25 protein-coding genes are annotated in these 25,119 nt (G+C 44.9%); 19 read left to right on the top strand and 6 right to left on the bottom strand.

Features of this window, described 5'->3' with window-relative positions:
- Window positions 1–208: 208 nt before the first annotated feature.
- From HQM15_06925 to thiC, 4 genes are read right to left on the bottom strand one after another with little or no spacing between them, the layout of a single operon-like run.
- Window positions 209–1,711 carry a thymidine phosphorylase family protein gene (locus HQM15_06925; protein ID MBF0492497.1) on the bottom strand — a complete coding sequence of 501 codons (1,503 nt, stop codon included), beginning with the start codon at window positions 1,709–1,711 and terminating at the stop codon, window positions 209–211.
- Complete coding sequence (locus HQM15_06920) at window positions 1,708–2,187, bottom strand: two pore domain potassium channel family protein (protein MBF0492496.1); 480 nt, start codon at window positions 2,185–2,187, stop codon at window positions 1,708–1,710. The genes HQM15_06925 and HQM15_06920 overlap by 4 nt, the downstream gene beginning before the upstream one ends.
- Window positions 2,184–3,014, bottom strand: a complete 831-nt coding sequence (locus HQM15_06915) for an alpha/beta hydrolase (protein ID MBF0492495.1) — start codon at window positions 3,012–3,014, stop codon at window positions 2,184–2,186. Before HQM15_06915 ends, HQM15_06920 begins: the two co-directional genes overlap by 4 nt.
- Window positions 3,015–3,016: 2 nt before the next feature.
- Window positions 3,017–4,873, bottom strand: coding sequence for a phosphomethylpyrimidine synthase ThiC (gene thiC / locus HQM15_06910; protein ID MBF0492494.1), 1,857 nt, complete (start codon window positions 4,871–4,873; stop codon window positions 3,017–3,019).
- A 389-nt stretch (window positions 4,874–5,262) separates the two neighbouring features.
- Between thiC and HQM15_06905 the strand changes: the two genes are divergently transcribed.
- The 12 genes from HQM15_06905 to HQM15_06850 all read left to right on the top strand — a co-directional run bounded on the left by HQM15_06905 (window position 5,263) and on the right by HQM15_06850 (window position 17,353).
- Window positions 5,263–6,147, top strand: a complete 885-nt coding sequence (locus tag HQM15_06905; GenBank protein ID MBF0492493.1) for a tyrosine recombinase XerC — start codon at window positions 5,263–5,265, stop codon at window positions 6,145–6,147.
- Window positions 6,148–6,194: 47 nt separating this feature from the next.
- Entirely contained in the window at window positions 6,195–6,386 is a 192-nt protein-coding gene (locus HQM15_06900; protein ID MBF0492492.1) for a hypothetical protein, read from the top strand.
- Complete coding sequence (locus HQM15_06895; protein MBF0492491.1) at window positions 6,383–6,847, top strand: hypothetical protein; 465 nt, start codon at window positions 6,383–6,385, stop codon at window positions 6,845–6,847. Before HQM15_06900 ends, HQM15_06895 begins: the two co-directional genes overlap by 4 nt.
- Window positions 6,848–6,947: 100 nt before the next feature.
- Window positions 6,948–7,499 (top strand): ATP-dependent protease subunit HslV, encoded by a 552-nt coding sequence (hslV, locus tag HQM15_06890; GenBank protein ID MBF0492490.1) that lies wholly within the window; start codon window positions 6,948–6,950, stop codon window positions 7,497–7,499.
- The gene (gene hslU / locus HQM15_06885) at window positions 7,499–8,899 is read left to right on the top strand and encodes an ATP-dependent protease ATPase subunit HslU (protein MBF0492489.1); all 1,401 of its coding nucleotides are present in this window, start codon (window positions 7,499–7,501) and stop codon (window positions 8,897–8,899) included. Before hslV ends, hslU begins: the two co-directional genes overlap by 1 nt.
- 108 nt (window positions 8,900–9,007) lie before the next feature.
- Window positions 9,008–9,859 (top strand): acetylglutamate kinase, encoded by an 852-nt coding sequence (argB, locus tag HQM15_06880; GenBank protein MBF0492488.1) that lies wholly within the window; start codon window positions 9,008–9,010, stop codon window positions 9,857–9,859.
- Window positions 9,856–11,040, top strand: coding sequence for an aspartate aminotransferase family protein (locus HQM15_06875; protein ID MBF0492487.1), 1,185 nt, complete (start codon window positions 9,856–9,858; stop codon window positions 11,038–11,040). The genes argB and HQM15_06875 overlap by 4 nt, the downstream gene beginning before the upstream one ends.
- 10 nt (window positions 11,041–11,050) lie before the next feature.
- Window positions 11,051–11,953, top strand: coding sequence for an ornithine carbamoyltransferase (gene argF, locus HQM15_06870; GenBank protein MBF0492486.1), 903 nt, complete (start codon window positions 11,051–11,053; stop codon window positions 11,951–11,953).
- Window positions 11,954–12,221: 268 nt separating this feature from the next.
- Window positions 12,222–13,508 carry a GAF domain-containing sensor histidine kinase gene (locus HQM15_06865; protein ID MBF0492485.1) on the top strand — a complete coding sequence of 429 codons (1,287 nt, stop codon included), beginning with the start codon at window positions 12,222–12,224 and terminating at the stop codon, window positions 13,506–13,508.
- Window positions 13,509–13,787: 279 nt separating this feature from the next.
- Window positions 13,788–15,176 (top strand): TolC family protein, encoded by a 1,389-nt coding sequence (locus HQM15_06860; GenBank protein MBF0492484.1) that lies wholly within the window; start codon window positions 13,788–13,790, stop codon window positions 15,174–15,176.
- A gap of 12 nt (window positions 15,177–15,188) precedes the next feature.
- Window positions 15,189–15,926 (top strand): ABC transporter substrate-binding protein, encoded by a 738-nt coding sequence (locus tag HQM15_06855; protein ID MBF0492483.1) that lies wholly within the window; start codon window positions 15,189–15,191, stop codon window positions 15,924–15,926.
- Window positions 15,926–17,353, top strand: coding sequence for an alkaline phosphatase family protein (locus HQM15_06850; GenBank protein ID MBF0492482.1), 1,428 nt, complete (start codon window positions 15,926–15,928; stop codon window positions 17,351–17,353). The genes HQM15_06855 and HQM15_06850 overlap by 1 nt, the downstream gene beginning before the upstream one ends.
- Before the next feature lie 85 nt (window positions 17,354–17,438).
- Here HQM15_06850 and HQM15_06845 read toward each other — a convergent pair whose 3' ends face one another.
- Window positions 17,439–17,648, bottom strand: coding sequence for a cold-shock protein (locus HQM15_06845; protein MBF0492481.1), 210 nt, complete (start codon window positions 17,646–17,648; stop codon window positions 17,439–17,441).
- A 294-nt stretch (window positions 17,649–17,942) separates the two neighbouring features.
- On the opposite strand from HQM15_06845, the gene HQM15_06840 reads away from it, so the two are divergent.
- Window positions 17,943–18,191 carry a hypothetical protein gene (locus tag HQM15_06840; GenBank protein MBF0492480.1) on the top strand — a complete coding sequence of 83 codons (249 nt, stop codon included), beginning with the start codon at window positions 17,943–17,945 and terminating at the stop codon, window positions 18,189–18,191.
- A gap of 30 nt (window positions 18,192–18,221) precedes the next feature.
- Here the strand turns inward: HQM15_06840 and HQM15_06835 are convergent, their stop codons facing one another.
- Window positions 18,222–19,196 carry a threonylcarbamoyl-AMP synthase gene (locus HQM15_06835; GenBank protein ID MBF0492479.1) on the bottom strand — a complete coding sequence of 325 codons (975 nt, stop codon included), beginning with the start codon at window positions 19,194–19,196 and terminating at the stop codon, window positions 18,222–18,224.
- Between the two features lie 328 nt (window positions 19,197–19,524).
- Here HQM15_06835 and mtnP point away from each other — a divergent pair, with 328 nt between their 5' ends.
- The 6 genes from mtnP to HQM15_06805 form a co-directional block, all read left to right on the top strand.
- Window positions 19,525–20,331 (top strand): S-methyl-5'-thioadenosine phosphorylase, encoded by an 807-nt coding sequence (gene mtnP / locus HQM15_06830; GenBank protein ID MBF0492478.1) that lies wholly within the window; start codon window positions 19,525–19,527, stop codon window positions 20,329–20,331.
- 45 nt (window positions 20,332–20,376) lie between these two features.
- Window positions 20,377–20,736 carry a helix-turn-helix domain-containing protein gene (locus HQM15_06825; GenBank protein MBF0492477.1) on the top strand — a complete coding sequence of 120 codons (360 nt, stop codon included), beginning with the start codon at window positions 20,377–20,379 and terminating at the stop codon, window positions 20,734–20,736.
- On the top strand, window positions 20,733–21,470 hold the full coding sequence (recO, locus tag HQM15_06820; protein ID MBF0492476.1) for a DNA repair protein RecO: 738 nt from the start codon (window positions 20,733–20,735) through the stop codon (window positions 21,468–21,470). Before HQM15_06825 ends, recO begins: the two co-directional genes overlap by 4 nt.
- A 283-nt stretch (window positions 21,471–21,753) precedes the next feature.
- Entirely contained in the window at window positions 21,754–23,163 is a 1,410-nt protein-coding gene (locus HQM15_06815; protein MBF0492475.1) for a serine/threonine protein kinase, read from the top strand.
- A 51-nt stretch (window positions 23,164–23,214) separates the two neighbouring features.
- The gene (locus HQM15_06810; GenBank protein ID MBF0492474.1) at window positions 23,215–24,120 is read left to right on the top strand and encodes a diguanylate cyclase; all 906 of its coding nucleotides are present in this window, start codon (window positions 23,215–23,217) and stop codon (window positions 24,118–24,120) included.
- A 112-nt stretch (window positions 24,121–24,232) separates the two neighbouring features.
- Window positions 24,233–25,119: hypothetical protein (locus HQM15_06805; protein ID MBF0492473.1), on the top strand; the 887-nt coding region annotated here is incomplete at its 3' end.

The raw sequence follows: 25,119 nt of genomic DNA, 5'->3' as shown, positions 1-25,119 counted from the left end.
AGAGTCAGAGAAAGGGTGATCCTGAGTGCACTAGAAATACCCCTCACCCTGACCCTCTCCCTCAAGGGGAGAGGGGAAATGCTTTATAGATGGGTACTTGCCAAGAATGAGCAAAAAATGATTCTTAAAATCTGCGGAACTCAAGTTCTGTTTTAATCCTTACCAATAATTGCGAGTTCCGCAGCAATTGGAAGGGGGACCTGAGTAGTTACATCTGTCCTATCGTAATAATATCTTTTTGATCAGCCACATAGCTGAGGGCATAGGCCATTTCTCCGTGTGTCTCTGCATGAATCGTAAAAAGGGGCTCGTTTTTTTCTAGCCGTTTTTGAAGAGGCGCGTGGAGTACAAGCCCTGCAGCACTAGATTCTGGGGCCCCAGCGAGTTTTGCGACCTTGGCCAGTTTTCGATTATCGATGACTTGCACAATGCCCTTTTGAGGAGCGAGCACCACTTGAGTGAACGCGGCTTTTTGAGAAAAATGCAAGCCTCCCTGAGCTTCGCAAATGGCCTGGAATTTCTTCCAGGCACGGCCATCTTCCAAAATACTTCGAGCCAGGGTTTGACTCTCTTTTTCTTTGGCGAGGCCTGCAAGTTCAATCATCTTGGCCGCAAGGGAAAGGGATTTTTCGCGTAGATCCTGAGGAGCCTCTTTTTCTCCCTGGAGCACGGCCAGAACATCATTGGCTTCTAACGTAGGACCAATGCCACGACCAATGGGTTGAGTGCCATCCGTCAACATCACATAGATTTCAAGCCCAATGGCCTTTCCCGTTTGTTCCAGGTGTCGTTTTAAGGCCTCAGCCATTTCAGGGCTTCTCACCTTGGCTGTGGGGCCCACCGGCATGTCGATCAGCACATGCGTAGAACCCGCGGCTGCCTTTTTGGATAGGATGGAAGCCACCAGCTGTCCTTCACTATCCACCTCGAGGGCACGTTCAATCCGAATCAAAATATCATCTGCCGGGCTCAAATGAATGGCGCCTCCCCAGGCCAGACAAGCCCCCTCCTTTTCAACCACTCTCTTCATGGTGGCGAGATCCAGATCCACATTGGTGAGCGTGGCCATGGTGTCTGCGGTGCCTGCCGGAGAAGTAATGGCACGGGAAGAAGTCTTGGGCATGACAAGACCCGCGGCCGCTACAATCGCCACCACGATGGGGGTGGTTCGATTGCCGGGAAGTCCGCCCACGCAGTGTTTGTCGACAATGAGAGGCTGTTGCCAACAAATTTTTTCCCCCACTTGAATCATGGCCCGGGTAAGGCCAATGATTTCCTGGCCGTCCAAGCGGTCACCCACGCAGGCTGAGATTAAAGAAGAAAGCTGGATATCAGTATATTTTCCTTCGACCACATCCTGAATGATGGATTGCATCGCCTCCCCGGAAAGACGGTGCCCATAAAGCTTTGCTCGCACATGCCCCATGGACTGAACGGGAGGAGGATGGGCAAAGGTGGCCGTTTCACCCTCCAGAGGAGAAAGCAGTTTCCAGGCTGCTTCCGAAAGGCCGGCCTCCTGCGGGTCTAAGATGCCATCGTGCACGATATTCAAGGTGGCAATAATTTGATGATGAGAGGTGAGTACCTGAACCCGTGAATGGGCTTCAAATCCTTCTGAACGACACACGGGACAATCGTCTCTCATATACACCACAGCTTCCTGATGGGTATCAATGCCCAGACGTTTCAGTTTTAAAGAATGTGGATTCATTTTTTTACCCCGGTTTTCAGGATTGTGTTTTCCAGGCGCTCTAATCGTTCCGAGATTTCTTTCAGGCTTTCTTCAATCTTTTTCTGTTTCTCTTCTTCCAGCTGAATTTCCTGCTGCAGAGGCACCATTTCTTCCTCCACTTCTTCTTTCATCAGGCCGGACACAATGAGACCGGTAAAGCTGATGAAAAGCACCGTCCCCGTATACATAAGGGCAATCCCGATAATCCTCCCCCAAAAAGTCTGAGGCAATATATCGCCATAGGCCACAGTGGTGATAGTTGAAATGCCCCACCACAAGCTGTCAAAATAAGTTTTCATCTGGGACTTCGGACCCTTTTCGAGATAATAGACGATCACAGTGGCAATCATCAAAATGGAATTCCCTACAATGGTCAGATAAATAAAGGTGGGCTCAAGAAAGACCTTGAAGATCTTGCGGGTTTCTTTTTTAAATACTTTGGTTAATTTCTTCATAGGGGGCCCAATGAATGTCCTTTCTGCAAAATAAAATCCTGCATGGCCTTCAATACTTCTTTTTTTGCCTGATAATGGGGAATGTGGGCGCAGTGGGGAATAAGCAAGGAGCTTGCTTCTCCTTTTACCTGACGAAGAATGGCCTCCACTTGAGCTGGGCTTCCATACTCATCTTCCTCTCCCTGGATAATCAGGCTGGGGCAGGTGATGGGGGAAAGATATTTTTCAATATTCCAATGGCGATGAGTCTCTGCCAGCCAGGTGTCGATCCATGCCGAGAAGAGGGTCTCGGTTTTTTCGCCATGAAATTTGGAGAGTTTCTTTTTGAAATCGCTGATCTCAGCCCAGTGAAGGACCTTGCGTAAGCCCTCAAGGGTAATTTCCTCGACAAACACATGAGCTGCCTCGGTGATAATCCCCTGCAGATGAATATCGTTCGGGCAGGCCCCAGCAAAAATAAGGGCAATGGATCCGCCATCGCTATGGCCGATTAATATTGTTTTTTTGATCTGACAGACTCGTAACACTTCTGGAAGAATCTTCAGGGCTTCTTCTTCCAGATATTGAGAATTTCTTTTTTGAGTGAGGGCATCGGAGTGTCCATAACCTTGGCGATCATAAACCAGGGCTGGGCAGTCTGTGAGGCGCACCAGCTCTTCGGGAAAGCCTCTCCATTGCTCGATGCTTCCGATGGCATCGTGAAGAAAAACCAGGGTGGGTTTTTGGGAATCGATTTTGCTTGGGGAACCTGGTGTAATTCGCTGAGCCCTCAGGCGGGTGTTGGCTACCTGGACAGTTTGATTTTGGAGGATGGAATTTTGTTTCATGCCTAATACAGCTTCCCTCTTTGTTTGAACTCTTCCGCCTTTTCTTTCATCCCCAGCTCCAAGGCCTTTTCCGCAGCTTCCAAGCCTTTTTTCTCCGCATATTCCCGCACATCCTGAGTGATTTTCATCGAGCAAAAATGCGGTCCGCACATCGAACAAAAATGGGCTTCTTTTGCCGCGTGTTGAGGCAAAGTGGCGTCGTGATACAATTTGGCGGTATCGGGATCGAGCGAGAGGTTGAATTGATCTTCCCACCTGAATTCAAAGCGGGCTTTCGATAAAGCATTGTCACGCCTCTGCGCGCCGGGATGTCCTTTCGCAAGATCTGCCGCGTGGGCCGCAATTTTGTAGGCGATGATGCCGGCCTTCACGTCTTCCCGATTCGGCAGGCCCAAATGTTCTTTGGGGGTCACATAGCAAAGCATGGAAGTGCCAAACCAGCCAATCATGGCTGCGCCTATCGCAGAGGTGATGTGATCATAACCGGGGGCGATGTCGGTGGTTAAAGGTCCCAAAGTATAAAAAGGAGCTTCGTTGCAATACTTCAACTGCAGATCCATATTTTCTTTAATAAGCTGCATGGGCACGTGCCCGGGGCCTTCAATCAGGGTTTGCACGTCGTGTTTCCAGGCAATTTGAGTGAGCTCCCCTAAAGTTTTGAGTTCCTCAAATTGGGCCTCATCGTTGGCATCCGCAATAGAACCGGGTCTCAGGCCATCTCCCAGAGAAAAAGAAACATCGTAGGCCTTCATGATTTCACAGATGTCTTCAAAGTGGGTGTAGAGAAAATTTTCTTGATGATGCGCCAGGCACCACTTGGCCAAAATAGAGCCCCCGCGGGAAACGATGCCGGTCAGTCGTTTGGCGGTGAGGGGAATATAGGCGAGTCGCACACCCGCATGGATGGTAAAATAATCGACTCCTTGCTCGGCCTGTTCGATCAGGGTGTCGCGAAAGATTTCCCAAGTAAGCTCTTCGGCCTTTCCATTTACTTTTTCCAAGGCCTGATAAATGGGAACCGTTCCAATAGGTACGGGGGAATTTCTCAAAATCCATTCCCGCGTTTCATGGATATTTTTCCCCGTCGACAAATCCATGATGGTGTCTGATCCCCAGCGAATGCCCCACAACATTTTTTCCACTTCTTCTTGAATAGAGGAGGTGACCGCAGAATTTCCCAGATTGCCATTAATCTTCACCAGAAAATTTCGTCCGATGATCGTGGGTTCCAGTTCAGGATGATTGATATTGGCGGGGATGATCGCTCGACCTCGAGCTACTTCATCTCGCACGAATTCAGGAGTAATTTGTTTAGGGATATTGGCCCCAAAGGATTCTCCGGGATGTTGCGGCCCTAAATAATTCAAACGCTGGTTTTCACGGATGGCAATGTACTCCATCTCGGGAGTGACCATTCCTTTTTTGGCGTAATGCATCTGGCTGACATTCCCGCCTGCCTTGGCACGACGGGGATTACGCCGGATGTGTTCAAATCTTAATGAATCGAGATGCCTCTCTTTCAAGCGCTCTCGCCCATAAAGAGAAGAAAGAGCTGGTAAAACTTCGGTGTCGTTTCTTTCACTAATCCATTCTTCGCGCAGAGGAGCTAATCCTTTCAATAAATCGATTTGAGCAGAGGGGTCGGTGTAAGGCCCGGAGGTGTCATAGACGGTGAGGGGAGTGTTGGGTATTTTGCCTTGAGGACCCAACGTGTCACTCAAACGGATTTCCCTTAAAGGCACACGAATACTGGGTTTGGAGCCGGTCACATAAACCTTGCGTGAATTCGGAAAGGGCTGGGTGATGGCAGAATCAATCTGGTGAAGCTCGTCCCGCATTTTGCTTGTGAGTGCACTCATGAATACTCCTGTTGGATGTCGTTCTTGATTTAATAGAACTGTAGTTTTTGTCTAGTGGCAAATTTAGACAGTAACTTGAGTTCCGCAGATTTTAAGAATCATTTTTTGCTCATTCTTGGCAAGTACCCATCTATAAAGCATTTCCCCTCTCCCCTTGAGGGAGAGGGTCAGGGTGAGGGGTATTTCTAGTGCACTCAGGATCACCCTCTCTCTGACTCTCTCCCCTCAAGGGAGAGAGGACTTTTCAGAGTGGCTTCTTACTAAAATCTGCGTAACTCAAGACAGTAAATAAAGTAGTGGGGCATTGGATTGGGCGTGAGGGGAGTTCATGGGGCAGTATTTTTATTTTTGATTGAGAAAATAGTAAGACAGGAGTCTATACTCCCTCCATGCTTACCCAAGCCTTTTATCGCTATCTTTCCACCGAAAAAAACTATGCGCTTCACACCCAGAAAAACTATGCGCGAGATCTGTCGGAATTTCAGAATTTTCTGAACGAGCAGTGCGCAGATTTGGTGAAGGGACAAGAAGTGCTTTGGGAAAAGATTTCTGTGCGGGAGATTCGAGCTTTTATCGCCTGGCTCTTGAAAAAAAACTCAAAAACTTCGGTAGGGCGTAAGCTTTCTACCCTAAAATCCTTCTACCATTTTGCGGTAAAAAAAGGCTTGCTTCAATCCAACTTGGCTCGACTGATTCCTTCCCCTAAAAAAGCAAAGGTGTTGCCACGTTTTTTAAGTGTCGACGAGACCTTTCATCTGATTGAAAATATCTCTCCCAAAAAAGAAAAGTTTAAGCTGAGAGATCAAACTGTTTTTGAACTCTTGTATGGTTGTGGTCTTCGCGTGAGTGAGTTGGTGGGCTTGAATAAAACGGATATCGATTTTTCCTCAAAAATTTTGAGGGTACGGGGCAAGGGTTCCAAAGAGCGTATTGTGCCTATTCCCCAAAAAGTTTTTGACCTCTTGCAATGCTATGTCCAATCCCAGCCAGAAGGCGGTGGCGCTTTATTTTTAGGAACACGGGGAAAGTGCCTCTCTGTGCGCAGCTTGCAAAAATTATTGGAACAGTATCAGCTCAAGCTGGGCATGGGCCGAAAAATAAGCCCGCATGGACTCCGTCATTCTTACGCGACGCATCTGTTGGGAAATGGGGCCGATCTCAGGAGCTTGCAGCAACTGTTGGGGCATGCTTCTTTATCGACCACTCAAAAATATACACATCTTTCTTTAGAAAAATTGATGGAGATTTACGATAAAAGCCATCCTAAGGCTTAGTTTTCTTTATTTACAAATAGTTACAATATAGATACTATTTAAATTTTATGGGTAAAATTCGACGTGGAAATTATATTTTTATCAGTTGGATTGGAGATCATGGACATCACGTCCACGTGTATAAAGATCAGAAAGAAATATTGAAATGGGATCTTCAGGGAAAGAAAGTTATCAAAGGTAAAGCGACACGCAACTTAATCAAAATAATTGAAGAACTTCAGAAAGAAGGCTTGCTATGAAAATATTAGAAGTAATTCCAAATAATAGAAAAAAAAGTTTTGAAGTTAAAATTAAAAAAGGCTTATTTGAAATACCTTATGCGCGTTTAAGATTAAAGCCTACTCTGTTAGATAAAATAGTAGAAGTTTTTGTCGATAAAGAGCTGGCTTCGAAAGGCTTCACCTACAAGCTTCAATCGGGAAAAGAGGACAGTGTTCTTATAGACCAAGTCTTGGAATACAATAGAGATAGCGATTATTTACATCAAGCTCTTCTTTATAAACTTAGTTTAGAAGCCCAAACTCTTCTTGAAAAAAGTAAACTTACGAAAAGGGCGATTATTCGTCGAATGGGGACTTCACCCACCCATTTCTATCGTCTACTGGACCAAACAAACACTCACAAAACAGTGGATGAAATGATTAAACTTCTAAATGCCTTGGACTATGAAGTGGCTATTAAATTAAAAAAGGTGGCTTAATCTTTCCCTGACAAAATAGCCTCATTTTTCCCTTGGAAAATCTGTGAGATTCTATATGAGAGTAGGTTCTCTAATTTTTTATAGATAGATTGAGGCCCCCATGAGTTCAGAAATTATTCCCCATACCTTTCATGCCACCACCATTGTGGCGGTAAAGAAAGATGGAAAAATCGCTATTGCCGGAGATGGGCAGGTGAGTTTGCAAAATACCATTATGAAACATTCGGCAAGGAAGGTAAGGCGGATGAAAAATGGCAAGGTGGTAGCTGGTTTTGCCGGTTCCACGGCAGACGCCTTTACCCTCTTTGAAAAATTTGAGGCCAAGCTCGATCAATTTCAGGGCAATATTGTGCGTGCTGCTGTAGAACTCGCTAAAGACTGGCGTACCGATCGCGTTTTGAGAAGGTTAGAGGCCTTACTGATCGTTGCGGACAGTGAGAATATTTTAACCCTGTCGGGGAATGGGGATGTCATTGAACCCGATGATGGCGTGAGTGCCATTGGTTCCGGTGGCCCCTTCGCGATGGCGGCTGCCCGTGCACTTTTAAGACACTCAAATTTGTCGGCTAAGGAAATTGCCGAGGCAGCGATGAAGATTGCCTCAGAAATTTGTATTTACACCAACGATCACATTTACGTGGAAGAAGTTTAATTATGGAAAGTTTTACACCGAGAGAAACCGTGGCAGAACTGGATAAATTCATCATTGGTCAGGCAAACGCAAAGCGAGCCGTGGCTATTGCCCTGAGGAACAGATGGCGGCGCCAACAGGTGCCTAAAGAGCTTCGTGATGAAATTGCGCCCAAGAACATCATCATGATTGGGCCGACGGGCGTGGGTAAAACCGAGATTGCGCGTCGTCTGGCCAAGCTTTCCAACGCCCCTTTTATTAAAGTAGAAGCCTCCAAATTTACTGAAGTCGGATATGTGGGCAAGGATGTGGAATCCATCATTCGTGAGCTTACCGAGTTGGGCGTGAACATGCTCAAGGAAGAAGAAAAAAAGAAGGTGTTTAAAAAAGCAGAGGAATTGGTGGAAGAAAAACTGCTGGATCTTCTTATCCCTCCTCCAAAGAAAAGCGCGAAGAATGTCGAGGTTAGCACGAATTTGGATTTATCTACCGATGCGCAAGGGAATGCCATCACTCCACCCCCTGCGCCAGCGCCCGCGGAAGATACGCGAGAAAAATTTCGTGGCATGTTGAAAGAAGGAAAATTGGAGGAGCGTTTTGTAGAACTGGAAGCCGCAGCAAGCGCTCACATGCCGATGGTAGAAATCGTGGCGGGTGGTAATTTGGATGAGATTGGCATGAACCTGCGGGATATGTTTCAGAACATGATGCCTAAATCGAATAAAAAACGGAAAGTGAAGGTTTTGGAGGCCAGACAAATTTTACTTCAGGAAGAGGCCTCAAAATTGGTGGATATGGAGAAGGTAACGAAACTTGCTGTGGATAGGGTAGAGCAAAATGGAATTGTTTTTCTGGATGAAATCGACAAGATTGCCGGAGGCGGAGGAGGCCAGGGCCCCGATGTTTCCCGGGAAGGGGTGCAGCGTGATATCTTGCCCATTGTGGAAGGTTCTACAGTCAATACGAAGTATGGCATGGTGAAAACCGATCATATTTTATTTATTGCAGCAGGGGCTTTTCATGTCTCCAAGCCTTCCGATTTGATTCCAGAACTCCAGGGACGTTTCCCAATCCGGGTGGAGCTCGATTCGCTGACGGAAAATGATTTTTATAAAATATTAACCGAACCTGAAAACTCGCTGACCAAGCAATATGTGGCCCTGCTCAAAACCGAAAAAGTGGATATTGTTTTTCAGGAAACCGGACTTCGAGAAATGGCGGGCTTTGCCTGCCGGGTGAACGAACAAACCGAAAATATCGGCGCGCGCCGCTTGCATACCATTATGGAGCGCGTGTTGGATGATGTTTCCTTCATCGCCCCCGAAATTCCTGGAGATAAAATAGAAATTGATGATCGCTATGTGAGTGATCGTTTAAAAGAGATCGCCCAGAATCAGGATTTGAGTCGATATATTTTATGATTATTTCCTCCCCTTAAGCTAAGGGGAGGTTAGGAGGGGTTATGTCCAATTGAATCCGATTGCCATAACGCCCCCTGACCCCCTCTTAGCTTAAGAGGGGGTACCCAAATGCAAGAAGCCCTGCAAAAAGCCAAAGTTTTAATTGAGGCCCTTCCCTATATTAAAAAATTCTCGGGCAAGACCATCGTGATCAAGTACGGTGGGCACGCCATGGTGGATGAAAATCTGAAGGAGACCTTCGCAAAAGATATCGTCTTGATGAAATACATTGGATTGAATCCCATCGTGGTTCATGGGGGAGGTCCTCAAATTGGAGGTTTGCTGAAGCAGATGGGGATTGTTTCAGAATTTCACAAAGGGATGAGAATCACCGATGCGAAAACCATGGAGGTGGTCGAAATGGTTTTGGTGGGAAATGTGAACAAAGAAATTGTGGCCTTGCTGAATCAGCATGGGGGACGTGCGGTGGGTTTATCGGGCAAAGATGCAAATCTTGTGGTTGCTGAAAAAGTTCCTACAGACGAAGGGGTCGATTTAGGACAAGTGGGTCAGGTGACCAAGGTAAATCCAGAAATTTTAACTTCTTTGGAAATAAACAATTTTATTCCCGTGATTGCTCCGGTGGGAGTGAGTGAAAAAGGGGCGGCCCTCAATATTAATGCCGATTTGGTAGCGAGTGCCTTGGCGGGGGCCTTGCGTGCTGAAAAGCTTCTCTTACTCACCGATGTAGAAGGGGTGAAAGATGAGACTGGAAAGCTACTCTCCAAGCTGAGTTCAGAAGATTCAGCCCGCTTCATTCAATCGGGTATTATTAAAGGGGGGATGATTCCCAAAGTGGAATGTTGTCTGGAAGCCCTGAGAGCTGGCGTAAAAAGCGCCCACATTATCGACGGAAGAATTCCTCATGCCATCCTTTTAGAAATATTCACCGATCAAGGGGTGGGGACGGTGTTTACATGAATACTCAAGCCCTCATAAAAAAATCCTCCCAATTCCTTTTCAACAACCTCAAACGCCTGCCCATTGTCTTCGAAAGGGGAGAGGGTTGCTGGCTTTACGACTTGGAGGGGAAAAAGTATCTGGATTTGGTGGCAGGGATTGCGGTGAATGTGTTGGGGCATGCCTATCCTAAGATGAGTGAAGTGATTGCAGAACAATCCAAAAAACTTATTCATACTTCAAATCTTTATCAAGTAAGATATCAAGTTGAACTTGCTGAAAAACTGGCCAGTATTTCTTTTGCCGATAAATCTTTTTTCTGTAATTCGGGGGCTGAAGCCAACGAGGCGGCGCTGAAACTTGCTCGTAAATATCAGAAGGTGAATGGCCATCCGGAGCGTTTCAAGCTGTTGACCTTCGAAGGCTCCTTTCACGGTCGAACCTTGGCGATGATCAATGCCAATGCCTCTCCCAAATTTAGAAAAGGTTTTGAACCGGATGTGCCAGGCTTTGTTTATCTGCCCTTTGGAGATCTCCAGGTCGTGCAGCAATTGTTAGAAAAAGATACTGAGATCGCTGCCCTGCTCGTCGAACCTATTCAAGGCGAGGGAGGGATCAACATTCCTCCTTCAGGTTATCTAGAAGGATTGCGAAAACTCTGTGATCAACATGGAGTTTTACTGATGCTGGATGAAGTTCAGACGGCCATAGGACGCACAGGCAAGATGTTTGCGTATGAACACACTTCTATTCAACCCGATGTGATGACCTTGGCCAAAGGCTTGGCGGGTGGCATTCCCATTGGGGCACTACTAGCCACCGACAAAGTGGCTGCCGCCTTTCAACCGGGAGATCATGCCTCCACTTTCGGGGGAAATCCCTTTGCGACCCGCGTGGCCCTCTGCGTGTTGGAGGGGGTTCAAAATGAGCTTCTAAAGTCTGTCCAAGACTTGGGACTTTATTTTTTGAATGCTTTAAAAGATCTGCAAACCAAGAAAGACATTATCAAAGAAGTGAGAGGTTTGGGATTGATGTTGGGAATCGAGTTGAAACAAACGCTGCCGAATGTCGTGCAACAAGCGATGCAAGAAGGCTTACTGATTAATTGTACCCATGACACCGTGCTTCGTTTTGTGCCTCCTCTGATTTTGAAAAAAGAAGAAATAGATTGGGCGCTGGGGGTGTTGGAGAAGATTTTGTAGGAATACTCTTATGAAAAAAGATTTTTTATCCTTTGAGGACATTAGCGTAAAAGAACTCGAAAAGCTGCTTCAGGTTGCGCTGCAATATAAAAAGCTCAGGGATGTAAAAAAACATCCTCAACCCTTGAAGGGGAAATCCTTGGCCCTTCTTTTTGAAAAAAGTTCCACTCGAACCCGTGTGTCTTTCGAGGTCGCGATTAACGAGTTGGGGGGGCACAGTCTTTATTTGTCTGCCATGGAATCCCAAGTAGGGCGGGGCGAGACTTATGCCGATACCGCCCGAGTGCTTTCTCGCTATGTCCATGGAATTGTCTTTAGAACCTATGCCCAAAGCCGCTTGGAAGAACTGGCGAGTCATGCCACTGTTCCCGTGATCAACGCCTTGAGTGATCTGCATCATCCGGTGCAAGTCTTGGCTGATTTGCTAACTATTTATGAAGTGAAAAAAACTTTGAAAAAAATAAAGGTGGCTTATCTAGGAGACGGAAACAACATGGCCAATTCCTGGATTGCCGCCGCTCTCAAACTGGGTTTTGAACTGCGAGTGGCCTGTCCCAAAGGTTTTGAGGCCGATGCACTTTTATGCGCTCAGGCCCAAAAAACCACCCATATTCACATTGGATCTGATCCGATCCAGGCGGTGCAGCATTGCGATGTAATTAATACCGACACCTGGTTTTCCATGGGGCAAAAAGAAGACTCCAAAAAACGAAAACTTTTTGAGCCCTTTCAGGTGAATGAATCCCTGATCAAAAGGGCCTCTCCCCAAGTGATGGTCCTGCATTGTCTGCCTGCCCACCGCGGTGAGGAAATTACCGATGAAGTGATGGATGGTCCTCATTCCTATGTGTTTGATCAGGCAGAGAATCGCCTACATGTGCAGAAGGCGCTTTTGAGTTTGTTAATAACTTGAGTTCCGCAGATTTTAAGAATCATTTTTTGCTCATTCTTGGCAAGTACCCATCTATAAAGCATTTCCCCTCTCCCCTTGAGGGAGAGGGTCAGGGTGAGGGGTATTTCTAGTGCACTCAGGATCACCCTCTCTCTGACTCTCTCCCCTCAAGGGAGAGAGGACTTTTCAGAGTGGCTTCTTACTAAAATCTGCGGAACTCAAGTTAATAAACTCCAAGTAACAAAGAAAGCCATTGCCTCATTGCTTTTTGATCTTTTACAATGGCCCAATGTTTTTCAAGCAGCGAGGCAACAAATACAATTGGCGTGAAATTTTTGTGCGTTATGGCGTCAAACTGGCCTCGCTTTCCAATCCCCAGGAAGTCTACAAAACTCTGCTGCATACCCTTACCGAACTCAGTGGCGCTTCCAATGCCTCCATTTTGATTTATGACACCTTGCTGAAACAGTATGTCCTCAAAGAAAACCTGGGTTATAATCCGATGACTGTTTCTATTTCGGCCCAGCATCCACTGATTTTATGGATTAAACGGGATGCCCATCCTCTTTTAAAATCACAGCTTATCGAAGATTCTAAACTCGTTGATATTAAAATCCCAGCCTTGACTTATTTTTCAGAATGGTATTCCGAGATCAGCTTTCCCTTGATGACCGAGAAAAAATTTTTGGGGCTTTTTAATTTGGGGCCCAAAAAAGACAAGCATTATGACAGCGAAGACATTGAGTTGTTTTCCACCCTGCTTTCCCTGGGGGCTATTTTTATCGAAAATGCCCATTATTATGAAACCTTGTATCGTCAAAATATAAAACTTTCGGAACTTGCAAAACTAAAAACTCAATTTGTCAGTAACATTACCCATGAACTGAGAACCCCTTTGCATGGCATTTTAGGTCTGGCAGAACTTTTGTTGGAAGATCCCGATCAATGCTTGAACACGGATTATATTCGTTACCTGAACATGATGAAAAATTCAGGAAGCGAACTTTTGGAAGTTGTGGATCATATTTTGGAACTCACTAAATATCAGTCGGGATTAGTCGAGTTGAATATTAAAAAAATCGATTTGAGAAGACTCATTTTGGAAGCAGTCGCTTTGTTGCAAGCTCATTTTGATCAACAAGAGTGCCAGTTTTTGATGGATTGGCCCGATTCTACTCCCGGCATTTACGGAGATGAGCAAGAATTGAAACAGGTGATCAATGATTTGATCAGCAATTCCTTGAAGTTTACAAAAAAAGGGAAGGTAATGATCTCGGCCCAAAAATCGGGAGAGATGCTAAAGATTTGTGTGCAAGATACGGGGATTGGTATTTCAGAAGAAGATCAGATGAAAATTTTTGAAGATTTCCGGCAGGCCGACAACGATCTCAATCGAGAGTATGGGGGCACAGGCTTGGGCTTGAGTTTGGCTAAAAAAATTATCGAGCTGCATGGCGGGCGTATTTGGGTGGAATCTAAAAAAAGCATGGGGTCTTCCTTTTATTTTACTCTTCCGTTAAGGCCTTTGGAGGCGAGCAATGAATTTTCTGAGGCGCCTTCGCAATCCTTTCATTGACCCTTTTAAGGGGGATAGGGTATGCGTAATAGTATTCCAATTTTTTGTAGGGGTGGTGCCTCCGTGCCCGCCCGCAACTGGGCTTTTCATTGGGTCAAAGTCCATTCGAGTGCGGGCGACCACAGAGGGATCGCCCCTACAAAAACGGGAAATATGTATAACGTAGTGTATAGCGTAATTTATTAATTCATGTTCATGGATAATTTTTTGAAAGTTTTTCGAGCAAAAAATAGCATATTCATTTTAGGCAATTTCTTTGCCGTATTTTTTTTCTCTCTCTTGTTTTTTTCTTCTCTCGTTTCTGCTCAAGAAAGTAAAAACGCCGATCCCCTTTCATCCGATTTAAATCTTTCCGACAGTGTTCCAGCAGACGCTAATCCTTCAGCTTCTCAGAATTTTTTTGGTCCAGCAGAGCAAAACCTGGTTTTGGATTTGGGGGACTGTGTGCGCATGGCATTGCGCAATAATTCGGAGATCAAGGAATCGGCACTGGATATTGAACTTTCTCAATGGAGGCTTAAAGAGGCGCAGCCTAGTGGACTTCCGGTGATTGATTATGAATATGAGGCAGCCCCTGTTCCTATGGATGCATCCAATGCGGTCGATACCTTTTTTAAGGGTGATATCACCATGATTAATCGTGTAAAGGTGGGCATTGGTGTCCCGGTCTTTACTTTTGGAAAGATCAAGTTGGCCCAGAGCTTGGCCAGAATGGGAATAGGCGCTTCTCAAGAAAAGAAGACACAAAAGACCAATGAAATTGTGCTGAAGGTAAAACAACTTTATAACGGAATTTTATTGGCGGCGGATGTCCGTGAAATGTTGGAAGAAGCTCTCAAAAAAATAAACGAAGAAATCAACAAACGAGAGGCTGAAGCAGGGGGGGCAGATCCCCTGGAGCTTGCAAAAATAAAATTGACGCGCTTTGAAGTTTTGAAACATTTGGGAGAAACCATTCGTAAGGGCGAATTGGCCGTTGCAGGTTTAAGGTTGCAGATAGGGATGGATAGAAATTTTTCTTATCAAATTAAAGATCAGCATTTACGTCCTGTAGATTTTCAATTGAAAGATCTGGATTTTTATCTGCAAGAATCAAAACGATATCGCCCAGAGTCGCGCTTGCTGGACATTGCGGTGAAGGCGAAAGAGACCGAATATCGTCTGGAAAAGAGAAAATTACTTCCTAACCTGGGTGTTGGAATGTTTTATGAGTTGGGGTCTACTGTAGATACTGTTGCCAATGTAGGGTCGACCAGCGATTTTAACGACCCATTCAATTATACCCGAGCAGGTGTTGGGATTCGTATCAAAGGGGATCTGAATTTTACAGAGGCCAGAGCCAAGATAAAACAAAAACAATTGGAATATTACAAAGTAAGTGCCTTAAAAGATTACGCAGAGGATGGGCTTAATCTAGACATGCAGGATGCTTATTCCAATGCCAAGCAGTCCAAAATCGATTTAGAAAATATGGAGCAGGCTTACCGTTTGGCACGTCAGGTGGTTTTTTTATCTAAAACGAATAATGATATTGGTGTGGGGGATAAAAATGCCTATGGAGAGGCCCTGCAATCCTATCTGTTGATGAAGGGGCGTTATTTCGAAGCAATTTTTAATTATAACAATGCGGTGGCGACTTTGATGAGTAAGATTGGCTATCAGTATTAATAAGGAGAAACCATGAAAAGAAATTTGAAAATTATTCTAATGATGATGCTTTGCTTGTTCTGCACTTCTTTCGTTCAAGCTCAAGCGAAGAAAGACACCACGATTGCGCGGCCTCAAAACTCGGCAGGGGATGGAAAATCGATGGCAGGGGGGCTTGTAACCCGCGAATCAGGTCAAGAAGCGGCTCTGGGAACTCCTACCCGGGCCATTCAAGATCTGGAAACCAAGATGGATAGTTATAAGACAGGAGACAATCTCACAGCCGAGGAAAAAGCGAAGAATGTCCAGATCAAAAAAGAAGTGATCACTGGAACTTTTGATATCCGCGAACTTTCCAAGCTTTCTCTCGACAAACATTGGGCGTCTTTATCTGCAGCTGAACAAAATAATTTTGTAAATATAATGACTCAGTTGCTCGAGAAAAAGGCCATTCTTTCAAAAGAACAGGGAAAAACCCGTGGGAAAAAATTCACGATTCGTTATCTGGGAGATACTTTCCTGGATGCACAAAAGACAAAATCCAAAACCAAGACTTCTATTTATGTGCCCAAAGAAAATTTGAATTTAGCCCTGGATTATAAATTAATGAAAGCGGGGAAAGATTGGAAAATTTTTGACGTGATTGTGGACGAGGCAAGCCTGGTTGAAAATTATAAATATCAATTCAATTCTATCATCACAAAATATGGTTATCCTGAACTCATCACCCGGATGAATAAGAAATTGAAAGACATGGATTCGAATTCTTAATGACCTACAAGCGCTGCATTATTTTTCTGGCAGATGGTTCTCGACCGGATGTTTTTGAAAAGCTCTGTGAAGAAGGAAAGCTTCCTCACTGCGAACGGCTTTTTAAAAAAACGGGGCGTTTTGCCTCTGTGACTTCGGTGTTTCCCTCCACAACAGGGCCGGCTTATCTTCCCTATCTCACAGGATGTTATCCTGGAACTTGTAATTTCCCAGGGATCCGCTGGTTTGATAAAAAGGCTTATGGTGAAGGAAGGCCCCTCTGGAGGCGTTTCAGAAGTTATGTGGGCTTGGAAAGTTTTTTCATGAACAGCGATTTACAGCTGAAGACCCCAACCCTGTTTCAATTGTTCGAGCATCCCGTTAATATTTTTAGTTCCATCAATCGTGGAAGTACTTTTAAGGCCAATAAGACCAAAATGAGTCGGATCTTGTATTTTTATTACGCCCATCTCACCGATCATTGGGGGCTCGTGGATAGGGCAGCGTACAAAAAATTATTGACTGCCTTGGACGAGGATCCTGATTTTGCTTTTGTGGTTTTGCCCGCTATTGATGAATACGCGCATCTGTCTGATCCCTGGGGAGAAAAAACCCTGGAGGCTTATAGAACTTTGGATGATGCCTTGGGCGAGCTGCTGGACAAATTACAAAAAAAAAACTGGCTGGATGAAACTTTAATTTCTGTAGTGAGTGATCATGGACTTTCTTCCACTCACTCGCATTTTGGCGTTGCCCATTTTTTGGAAGAACAAGGTTTGAAAGTCTTTTATTACCCTAAGATTTTTAAATGGGGTTTTGATGTGGCGAGCATGGTGTCAGGGAATGGCATGCTTCATTTGTATTTTAAAGATTTGAAAGCAAGTAAGGACAAGGCTTGGAGCGGCAGGACCTGCTTTGAAGAATTGAGAAGTCAACGGAGGGATTTGATCGAACTCTTGAGAAAACAGGAGGCCATCGATTTAATGATTTCTCAAGCAAAGGATGGTTCAGTGGTCATCTTTAATCACAAAGGTTTTTCCCGCATCTTCTGCAAGAGAGGGAAAATTTCCTATCAGGTTGAAGAGGGTATCGACCCACTCGGCTTTCCCCAGCTTCCCCAGGAGATGACAGATAGGGAAAGTTTGCATCTAAGCTTTGAGACTTCCTATCCAGATGTGTTTGCGCAGGCCCTGCAAATTTTCAGATCGCCTCGCAGCGGAGACCTCATTTTATCGGCAAAACCCGGCTGGGATCTCAGAAAACGTTTCGAGCAACATGAACATCGCTCCACCCATGGTGGTTTTGCGAGAGAACACATGGCGGTTCCCTTTTTTATCAACCATCCTCTCCCTGCGGGCCCGGCACGCAGTGTGGATGTGTTCCCTACAATTTTAAAATTGATGAACAAAGAAATTCCGGCGAGTATCGATGGCATTTCTCTGATTTAATCAGTTTTCGATTCCCTCCATCCCCTAATAAAAAAACCCACTGAAAAGTGGGTTTTTTGTTTCTGCATCTAATGAAAACAGATTTTTAGATCTTACTGACGTTTGCAGCTTGTAAGCCTTTGGCGCCTTCTGTAATTTCAAATTCTACCTGCTGACCTTCCGCGAGAGACTTGTAGCCATCCCCAGAAATTGCAGAATAATGAACGAACACATCGGGACCATTGTCTTGCTCGATGAATCCGAACCCTTTGTTATCGTTAAACCATTTAACGCGACCTGTGGCACGTGATGCCATATGTTACTACCTCCATAAAGCATGAAATGTTTCATAAGCAAACCTGGAAAGCCTCATTTTTAAGGCTTAAGCTGGCTTTCCTACTTAAGAAAAATTTCATAATGAATCAAAGACCTAAGCCCAATTGTCGCGATGTTAACGGAGCTTGCAGGTTAAAGTCAAGGAAGGAGTCGAGTCTGACAAAAATCATCTTTCAAATTGACTCCCATCATAGGATTTTTACCTAATCTCCATTAGAAAGCATAGGTCTGTTGGTTGTCCTTAGATAAAATAATGATCAGAAGGAGAGGTAATATGGACCGGGAGCGTGTATACCTTGAGATTTCACCTGAGAAGTTCTTAGCTGATCTGACGCAGGTGGCCTATGATATCGCATTGAAGAGCGGTTTTGTAAGGCCTTTTATTGAGGTTGAGTTAGAGTTATGGGAGGCATTTGCCGAGGTAATCCAAAAAAGCGTGAGGGTGGGTGAGTCTTTTGAGGATAACGAATCGGAGCTCTACCAAACTGGGGAACAATTTGAGACATGGGCTTTAGGGGCGTAGTGTCCTTGGTTCGTCCCGAATGAATAGATTCTAAATCATCCGGCTCACACGATTTGCAATTGCTTGCCACTGTGGCTCTTGAGGGAGGGCTTCGATGATGATGCAGTTGTATCCTGAATTTTCTAACTGATAGAGAGTCGAATACAATTGTTGAGCGTAGTTGCTTGGGTTGTTCGATAGATAGATTTTTTTTAAATTATCGGGTTCATTAAGTTTCGATTTCAAGTCTGCTGAATGAAAAATAATGGCTACTTTGTCGTCTTTGTGAGGACGGCAAAAATATTCAATTTCGGAGCCCTCCATTAAAAGTACCTTTGCTTCAGGGGCATAATGTTTTGAAAGTAAGCCGGGAGAGGCGAGAGTTTCGCTTGCATGCAATTTTTGATCAATAAGGTCCACAGGCCCAATTTCATTTTCAATTTCCTCACGCAAAATTTTTCCAGGTCTTAAAATTCTGGGTGGTTTTGTGGTCAGGTCCAGCACGGTACTTTCCAGGCCCACTTCACAGGGGCCACCCTCCAAAATAATTTCTACTTGAGGTCCTAAACTACGTTTTACATGTTCCACTTGAGTAGGGCTAATGTGTCCCGAACGATTAGCACTGGGGGCAGCAAGAGGAATATCAACTTCTCGTAAAAGTTCTAAGGCAATGGGGTGATTGGGGATGCGAATGGCAACGGTTTTAAGTCCGGCACGTGCCTCTTTACAAATTCTTTCTGATCCTTGGACAATAAGGGTTAGCGGCCCAGGCCAAAATTTGTTACCTAATTTTTGAGCCTGCTCAGGGAGTTTAATCCATTCCTTCATTTGCGACATTGAGTGAAAATGAACAATGAGAGGATTATTTTGAGGCCGTCCTTTGGCCTGGTAAATCTTTTGAATTGCAGCAGCCGAATCCGCCCGAGCGCCTAAGCCATAAACGGTTTCAGTGGGAAAAACGACAAGTTCACCTTGGGATAGAGTTTGTGCAGCTTCTCGGATGAGTAGCTGAAGATTAGAAGTCATGAAGTAAACGCTGCGCCTAGGCGCAGCACTCCTTGTCGAACCCGCTGTGCCCAATTAAGGCAATGGGCTCTTGGATGCTTACGTTGACGAAACTTGCATTCGCTGCTTAACTTGAGCTTCTTGGCGCACATGGGAGTTATTTTGTATAGAGGAGGGGAATAGTGTCAAAAAGTAATTTCAAATAGAGAAGAGATTTATTCCAGTTTTTGCGGAACTTGCTGCTGCTCAGACAGTCCTCGAAACGACCACAAGTCTCTTCTCTCTTTGAACTAACCCTGGAGTTAAAGTGAATAAAATCGGAATCATCGGAGGCTCTGGCCTCTACGAAATGAAGGAACTAGAAATCACCGAAAAAAAGAAAGTGACCACGCCTTTTGGGGATCCTTCTGCAGAATTTGTGCTGGGAAAACTTTCGGGACGCGAAGTGGTTTTTTTGGCTCGTCACGGTCAAGGGCATCGATTGACTCCCTCCGAGGTAAATTATCGCGCGAATATCTGGGGGCTAAAAAGTTTGGGGGTGAGGCAGATTTTATCAGTGTCTGCGGTGGGTTCTCTCAAAGAAGAAATTGAGCCGGGGCAACTGGTGTTTGTCGATCAGTTTATTGATAGAACCTATAAACGAATCTCCACATTTTTTGGAGAAGGAGTGGTGGCCCATGTGACCTTGGCAGATCCGGTCTGCTCTGATCTAAGAAAGGCTTTTTTGCCCATCGCCAAAAAACTGGATATTCCTCATCGTGTCCAAGGAACCTATGTTTGCATGGAAGGGCCCCAATTCTCCACGAAAGCCGAGTCCAATATTTATCGCAGCTGGAACGCGGATGTGATTGGAATGACCAATGTGACCGAAGCCAAGCTCGCGCGGGAGGCCCAGCTTTGCTATGCCACTATTGCGTTAGCGACCGATTACGATTGTTGGCATCCGCACCACGACTCCGTCACTGTGGAGCAGGTGATTCAAACTCTGCTGGCCAATGTTGAAAAAGCGCGACGTTTTTTAGTGGCACTGATTCAGGAATTAGCTGTCGAACGCCACTGCGCTTGTTGCAGCGCGTTAAAAAACGCCATCATTACGGATGAAAAAATGATTGCAGAAGAGACAAAAAAGAGATTGGATTTTCTGAGAAGTCATTAAAAAAAACAGAAAATCAAATGAGAATGTCAAACCGTGGGAGGTGAGATGTTTTCTCAACGTTTTGGAGCTTTACTCAAGCGTGAAAGGGAATTGCGGGGGATTTCCTTGGATGAAATTTCCAAGGGTACCTATATTCGTCGCGAATTTCTGGAGGCCATTGAGCAAAACCAGTTGCACAAAATTCCTGGGCTCACTTTTCTCAGGGGCTTTGTGAAGAGTTATGTTCGTTTTGTAGGTCTAGATGATGAAGAGGTGCAGCAGCAACTGAAGCTTTTTTTAAAAGAGGTGCAGGTGGAGCAGTCCATTTCCTCAATTTCATATTTTAACGAAAGAAAAAAACAGCGCTTTTTGTTGGCTCTTTTGACGCTGCTATTTTTGGGAATTACACTGAGATTGTTTTTATGAGTTCTGTGCTTAATGTGGAGGCGATCGTTTTAAAGACGTGGCCTTATGGGGAGAATGACCTCATTGTTAGTTTGATGACCTTGCAAAAGGGCAAGATTCGTGGCCTTGCCAAAGGGGCTAGGGCTTCGCGAAAACGTTTTTGTGGAACCTTAGACCTTTGCTCCCATGCCCAGTTTCTTGTTCGGGAAAGAAAAAACAATAATTTGGTGTTTATTGAACAAGCCTCGCTTATCTCTGGATATATTCACCTCCGAAAAGATTATTTCACTTTAATGATGGCTATGGGTCTGCTAGAAATGGCCGATTTTTTTAGTCATGAAAATCACATCGAACACGGCTCCTTCCAGATTTTGCAAAAGGCTTTAAAAAATTTGGAAAAAGCAGGAGACAAAATTGAAATTTTCTGGGCGACTGCCTTGGAGTACCTAAAATGGATGGGGATTTCCCCTTCTTTTGAAGGCTGCTCGCGCTGTGAAAAAAAATTAGAAGGAGAAAAGATTTTTTTTAGTTTAAGAGAGGCTCGCTTATTGTGTACAAGGTGTGTGGTTTTTGGAGATCAGACCCTGGGTCTTTCCCAAGAACTTTGTGAGTGGCTGAGGAATGTAAGCCTTCAAGGGGGAGAGGTTGAAAAAATGAATTCCTCGCAAATAAAGATGGTTTCAAGCTTGGTCGAATCGCATCTTTCCTTCCATTTTCATTGCAAGCCGGATTGGTCGCGATTCTTGGAGAGGTAAAACCCATCCAGAGTCTTTCTTACTCTGGTTTATCCTGATGACTCTGGATGGGGTGGAGGGAAGTGAGGGGTAAATTTCTTTGCAGTTTTTTGGGCATTCGGAATGAATTCCCGGCAGACGACCCTAAGTAGAAGCACTAAGTGTGCCAATATTATTACTTGCTAGCATTATGATTTAATTGAGTTTATTTTTTTAATTCATGGTGGTGAGTGGCGACTGGATTCATCAGTTTAATGGATAGTGGGGAGTAAAAGCCACGATATAACGGGATTGAAGTGATCCTATGGTGTTTAAAAAAACAGATCCCACAAAGCCCAGACCCTTCGGGCATTATTTTATCTTGGAGAAGATTGCTCAGGGCGGCATGGCGGAGATCTTTAAAGGGTTGACCTACGACTTTTCGGGAATAAAAAAGTTTATCGTCATCAAGCGCATTTTACCCCACATCGCGGCCAATAAAGAATTTATCGACATGTTAGTTTCGGAAGCGAAGATTGCCGTGAATTTATCCCATGGCAATATTGCCCAGATTTTTGATTTGGGAAAAGTGAATAACGATTACTTTATCGTAATGGAATATGTCGATGGAAAAACCCTCAGTCAAATTCAGCGAAAAAGTTTAGAAAAAGCAATTTTAGTTCCTCTGGAATTTTGTATTCACGTGATTGCCGAGGTTTGCAATGGTTTAGACTATATCCATCGCCGTAAGGACGATTCTGGAAACGAATTGTCTATTGTTCACCGCGATATTTCCCCCCAAAATATAATCACAAGTTTTTCAGGTAACGTCAAAATTGTCGATTTTGGCGTGGCAAAAGCGGCCTCCAAACTGGGAGAGCAGGAAACAGGGATTTTAAAAGGCAAGTTTGCCTACATGTCTCCCGAGCAGGCAGAGGGCCTGGAAATAGATTATCGCTCAGACCTCTTTTCTCTGGGAATCTTGTTTTGGGAGTTGCTGACGGGACAGCGGCTTTTTAAAAAGAAGTCAAACGCTGAAACGGTTGAGGCGGTTAAAACCATGCATGTTTTCCCTCCCTCCCATTTCAGACCTGATATCCCCGCAGAGCTGGATGCTATCGTTTTAAGAGCGCTGAATAGAAATCTCAATGAACGCTATTCTAATGCCCAGGAAATGAGTCAGGATCTTACACGCTTATTGCTTAAATATTTTCCCGAGTTCAAGGCTCTTTCCATTTGCGATTTTTTGAATCAGCTGTTTGAAAAAGAAGAGGATGTGACAGGGGATATTCATTTTGAAAGAACTCAACGTGAGGAATTGACCTTGATGGATGGAACCCAGGGAGCTCATACGAACAGCGGGGCTAAGTTTGATTCTAAAAAGAAACCGATCGAGATTACCCAGGTTGTTAACCCTCAGGAGATTGATTTTGAATCTGTTTTTGGTGACTTAAGCTGGAATGATGAAAGTAAATCATTAGCAAAAAACAATCCTGAAAGAGAATCCAAATCGACAGCCCCAGAACCCCATCCTGCAGATGAAGAACTCTCAGTGACTAACATCATCGAAATGCATCTTCGGGCAGAAGAATTGGGTGGCTATGTGAGGGAAAGGCACAGAAAGATAAGGTTAACGATCTATATTTTTTTGATCTTTTTTAGTCTCCTTTTGATTGTTTTTATCAAGCCTGCCTTCCTTTCAAGAATCCTGGAGTTTTTTCGGGCGAAATTTTAAAATTTTATCCTTTTTCTTTTTATCCATTTCCTTTTAAACTCATGAGTACTTATGTTCCGAGACGAAACGACCATCACTCCACTTGAAGATTTGGCAAAGGAACAGGCCCGCTATCCCGCGCTTTCCTTTATGAGTGGCCCTTCCATGGGGCAGATCCATCTTTTACAGGAGGGCGAATATGTCGTGGGCAGAAGCCGAAGCGTCTCCATTTCCGTGCAAGACGACGCCATCTCCCGTCAGCATTTTAAGCTGCAAGTGAAGGGGGGGGAGGTTTTGTTGGAGGATTCGAAATCGACCAATGGCACTTTCGTGAATGGGGTACGGGTCGACAAAAAAGTGCTCGAGGACAAAGACACCATCCAGATCAGTTCCCAAACGGTGGCCACTTTTTCCTATGTTTCAGATCTGGAAGCGCAAAAACGTAATCAAATCTATAAAATGGCCAACTTCGATCCTGTGACACAGGCGCGTACCAAATATTATTTTTTGGATCAGATTGAACAAGAATTCTCCCATTCAAAACGCAAGGGCATGCCTCTTTCCCTGATTATTTTTGACATCGATTTTTTCAAGAAAATTAACGACACCTATGGGCATCCGGCGGGCGATTACGTTTTAAAGCGAATTGCCCAGATTACCCAGGAACTTATTCGGACTGAAGATTTGTTTGCTCGCTATGGCGGAGAAGAGTTCGTGGTTTTGATGCGTGAAACCAGCGAGTTCGATGCCGTTTCGCTTGCCGAGCGAATCTGTACGGCGATTGCCCAAAGTGATTTTCAGTTCGATGCCAATCGTTTTAAGGTAAACATCAGCGCAGGCGTGGCCTGTTTGCAGTCGGATAATTTTTCAAGTGCTGCCGAGATGATAAAAACTGCCGATCAATACCTGTATTTCTCCAAAGCCAATGGTCGCAATCGGGTTTCTTCTCAGGCTTCATTGTTGAATAGTAAAAAGTAATATGGCTGTGTTTTATCAAAAAAAACCACGCAACCAATTCTAATTTATACCGATAAGTTTTTAAGATCGAGAGCTGAGCTATTTCAGCCTCTCTGGAGCTCTAAACCTTATTATGGTAACCCTTAACAGATCTACACAACCTTTAACATTACCTGCAAACAATCCCCTGCATCAGCCTGTTGAAGCTGCTTTGCCAGCAAGTACTATTTCTACAATTCCCCATTTGAGTGAAGCAGTTGCAGGCTTACGCGAAATTAAGCATTCGATTTTTTCCTCTCTGTATTTCTCCGTAGGGTCGGGTCTCTGTGCCCGACCGGCATTGGAGTTTTTAGACCACGAGATTTTCAACAAATCCTTTGCATTACAATTAGGCATCGCAGTCGTCGCGGGCATCCCCGCCGGCTTCGCAGGAAGGGCGGTGGGTCAAGGTCTGATTGCCTTTGTGGGAAACAACGCCCTGGGCCGAGTGGCGGCCTTTGTGCCTCGACTCTTGGTAACGCATTATTTGAATTCGAGATTAAGTGCTCAGCTCCAAGCTACTTTAAATCATCAGGAATACCACTGGGAAGATGTGGGTTCGAACGATGTGTTACCCTTACTGAACCTGGGAGCCGCGGAGGTGCTGGGTCATACGCTGGGCGGAAGAACAGGTAGCTTTATTTTGGGTCGAGTTATTGGTGGAGCGACGAATTGTGTGGCAACAGGACTTGAGATCTTTGCGGGGCATCGAATCAATAAAGTCTCACGCCAGATTTTACATCGCAATGTATTTGAAGCCGTGGAGCAAAGAGAAGTTTGGAGAGATGCCTTGAACTGGCGAGAGCTGATCAAAAATAGTGTAACGGATGCGGCTTTTTGTATGGGGCATGGGGTGTTTGCAGTTGGAAGTCATCTTCTTCGTAGGGTTGGGCCTCCGTGCCCGACCGCAAATGGTGACGGGCGGCCACAGAGGGCCGCCCCTACGGTAGAATCCCCCAGCTGCCAAGACTTCATCGAGTT

The sequence above is a fragment of the Deltaproteobacteria bacterium genome (assembly GCA_015233135.1).
GTDB lineage: Bacteria > UBA10199 > UBA10199 > JADFYH01 > JADFYH01 > JADFYH01.
Note: the sequence above shows the minus strand (reverse complement) of the source record. Positions and strands in the feature narration are given on the sequence as shown.

What these genes read in the sequence shown, in the direction of transcription:
- HQM15_06925 (MBF0492497.1), bottom strand. Translation starts at nt 1,711, where the DNA reads ATGAATCCACATTCTTTAAAACTGAAACGTCTGGGCATTGATACCCAT.
- HQM15_06920 (MBF0492496.1), bottom strand. Translation starts at nt 2,187, where the DNA reads ATGAAGAAATTAACCAAAGTATTTAAAAAAGAAACCCGCAAGATCTTC.
- HQM15_06915 (MBF0492495.1), bottom strand. Translation starts at nt 3,014, where the DNA reads ATGAAACAAAATTCCATCCTCCAAAATCAAACTGTCCAGGTAGCCAAC.
- thiC (MBF0492494.1), bottom strand. Translation starts at nt 4,873, where the DNA reads ATGAGTGCACTCACAAGCAAAATGCGGGACGAGCTTCACCAGATTGAT.
- HQM15_06905 (MBF0492493.1), top strand. Translation starts at nt 5,263, where the DNA reads ATGCTTACCCAAGCCTTTTATCGCTATCTTTCCACCGAAAAAAACTAT.
- HQM15_06900 (MBF0492492.1), top strand. Translation starts at nt 6,195, where the DNA reads ATGGGTAAAATTCGACGTGGAAATTATATTTTTATCAGTTGGATTGGA.
- HQM15_06895 (MBF0492491.1), top strand. Translation starts at nt 6,383, where the DNA reads ATGAAAATATTAGAAGTAATTCCAAATAATAGAAAAAAAAGTTTTGAA.
- hslV (MBF0492490.1), top strand. Translation starts at nt 6,948, where the DNA reads ATGAGTTCAGAAATTATTCCCCATACCTTTCATGCCACCACCATTGTG.
- argB (MBF0492488.1), top strand. Translation starts at nt 9,008, where the DNA reads ATGCAAGAAGCCCTGCAAAAAGCCAAAGTTTTAATTGAGGCCCTTCCC.
- HQM15_06875 (MBF0492487.1), top strand. Translation starts at nt 9,856, where the DNA reads ATGAATACTCAAGCCCTCATAAAAAAATCCTCCCAATTCCTTTTCAAC.
- argF (MBF0492486.1), top strand. Translation starts at nt 11,051, where the DNA reads ATGAAAAAAGATTTTTTATCCTTTGAGGACATTAGCGTAAAAGAACTC.
- HQM15_06865 (MBF0492485.1), top strand. Translation starts at nt 12,222, where the DNA reads ATGTTTTTCAAGCAGCGAGGCAACAAATACAATTGGCGTGAAATTTTT.
- HQM15_06855 (MBF0492483.1), top strand. Translation starts at nt 15,189, where the DNA reads ATGAAAAGAAATTTGAAAATTATTCTAATGATGATGCTTTGCTTGTTC.
- HQM15_06850 (MBF0492482.1), top strand. Translation starts at nt 15,926, where the DNA reads ATGACCTACAAGCGCTGCATTATTTTTCTGGCAGATGGTTCTCGACCG.
- HQM15_06845 (MBF0492481.1), bottom strand. Translation starts at nt 17,648, where the DNA reads ATGGCATCACGTGCCACAGGTCGCGTTAAATGGTTTAACGATAACAAA.
- HQM15_06840 (MBF0492480.1), top strand. Translation starts at nt 17,943, where the DNA reads ATGGACCGGGAGCGTGTATACCTTGAGATTTCACCTGAGAAGTTCTTA.
- HQM15_06835 (MBF0492479.1), bottom strand. Translation starts at nt 19,196, where the DNA reads ATGACTTCTAATCTTCAGCTACTCATCCGAGAAGCTGCACAAACTCTA.
- mtnP (MBF0492478.1), top strand. Translation starts at nt 19,525, where the DNA reads ATGAAGGAACTAGAAATCACCGAAAAAAAGAAAGTGACCACGCCTTTT.
- HQM15_06825 (MBF0492477.1), top strand. Translation starts at nt 20,377, where the DNA reads ATGTTTTCTCAACGTTTTGGAGCTTTACTCAAGCGTGAAAGGGAATTG.
- recO (MBF0492476.1), top strand. Translation starts at nt 20,733, where the DNA reads ATGAGTTCTGTGCTTAATGTGGAGGCGATCGTTTTAAAGACGTGGCCT.
- HQM15_06815 (MBF0492475.1), top strand. Translation starts at nt 21,754, where the DNA reads ATGGTGTTTAAAAAAACAGATCCCACAAAGCCCAGACCCTTCGGGCAT.
- HQM15_06810 (MBF0492474.1), top strand. Translation starts at nt 23,215, where the DNA reads ATGTTCCGAGACGAAACGACCATCACTCCACTTGAAGATTTGGCAAAG.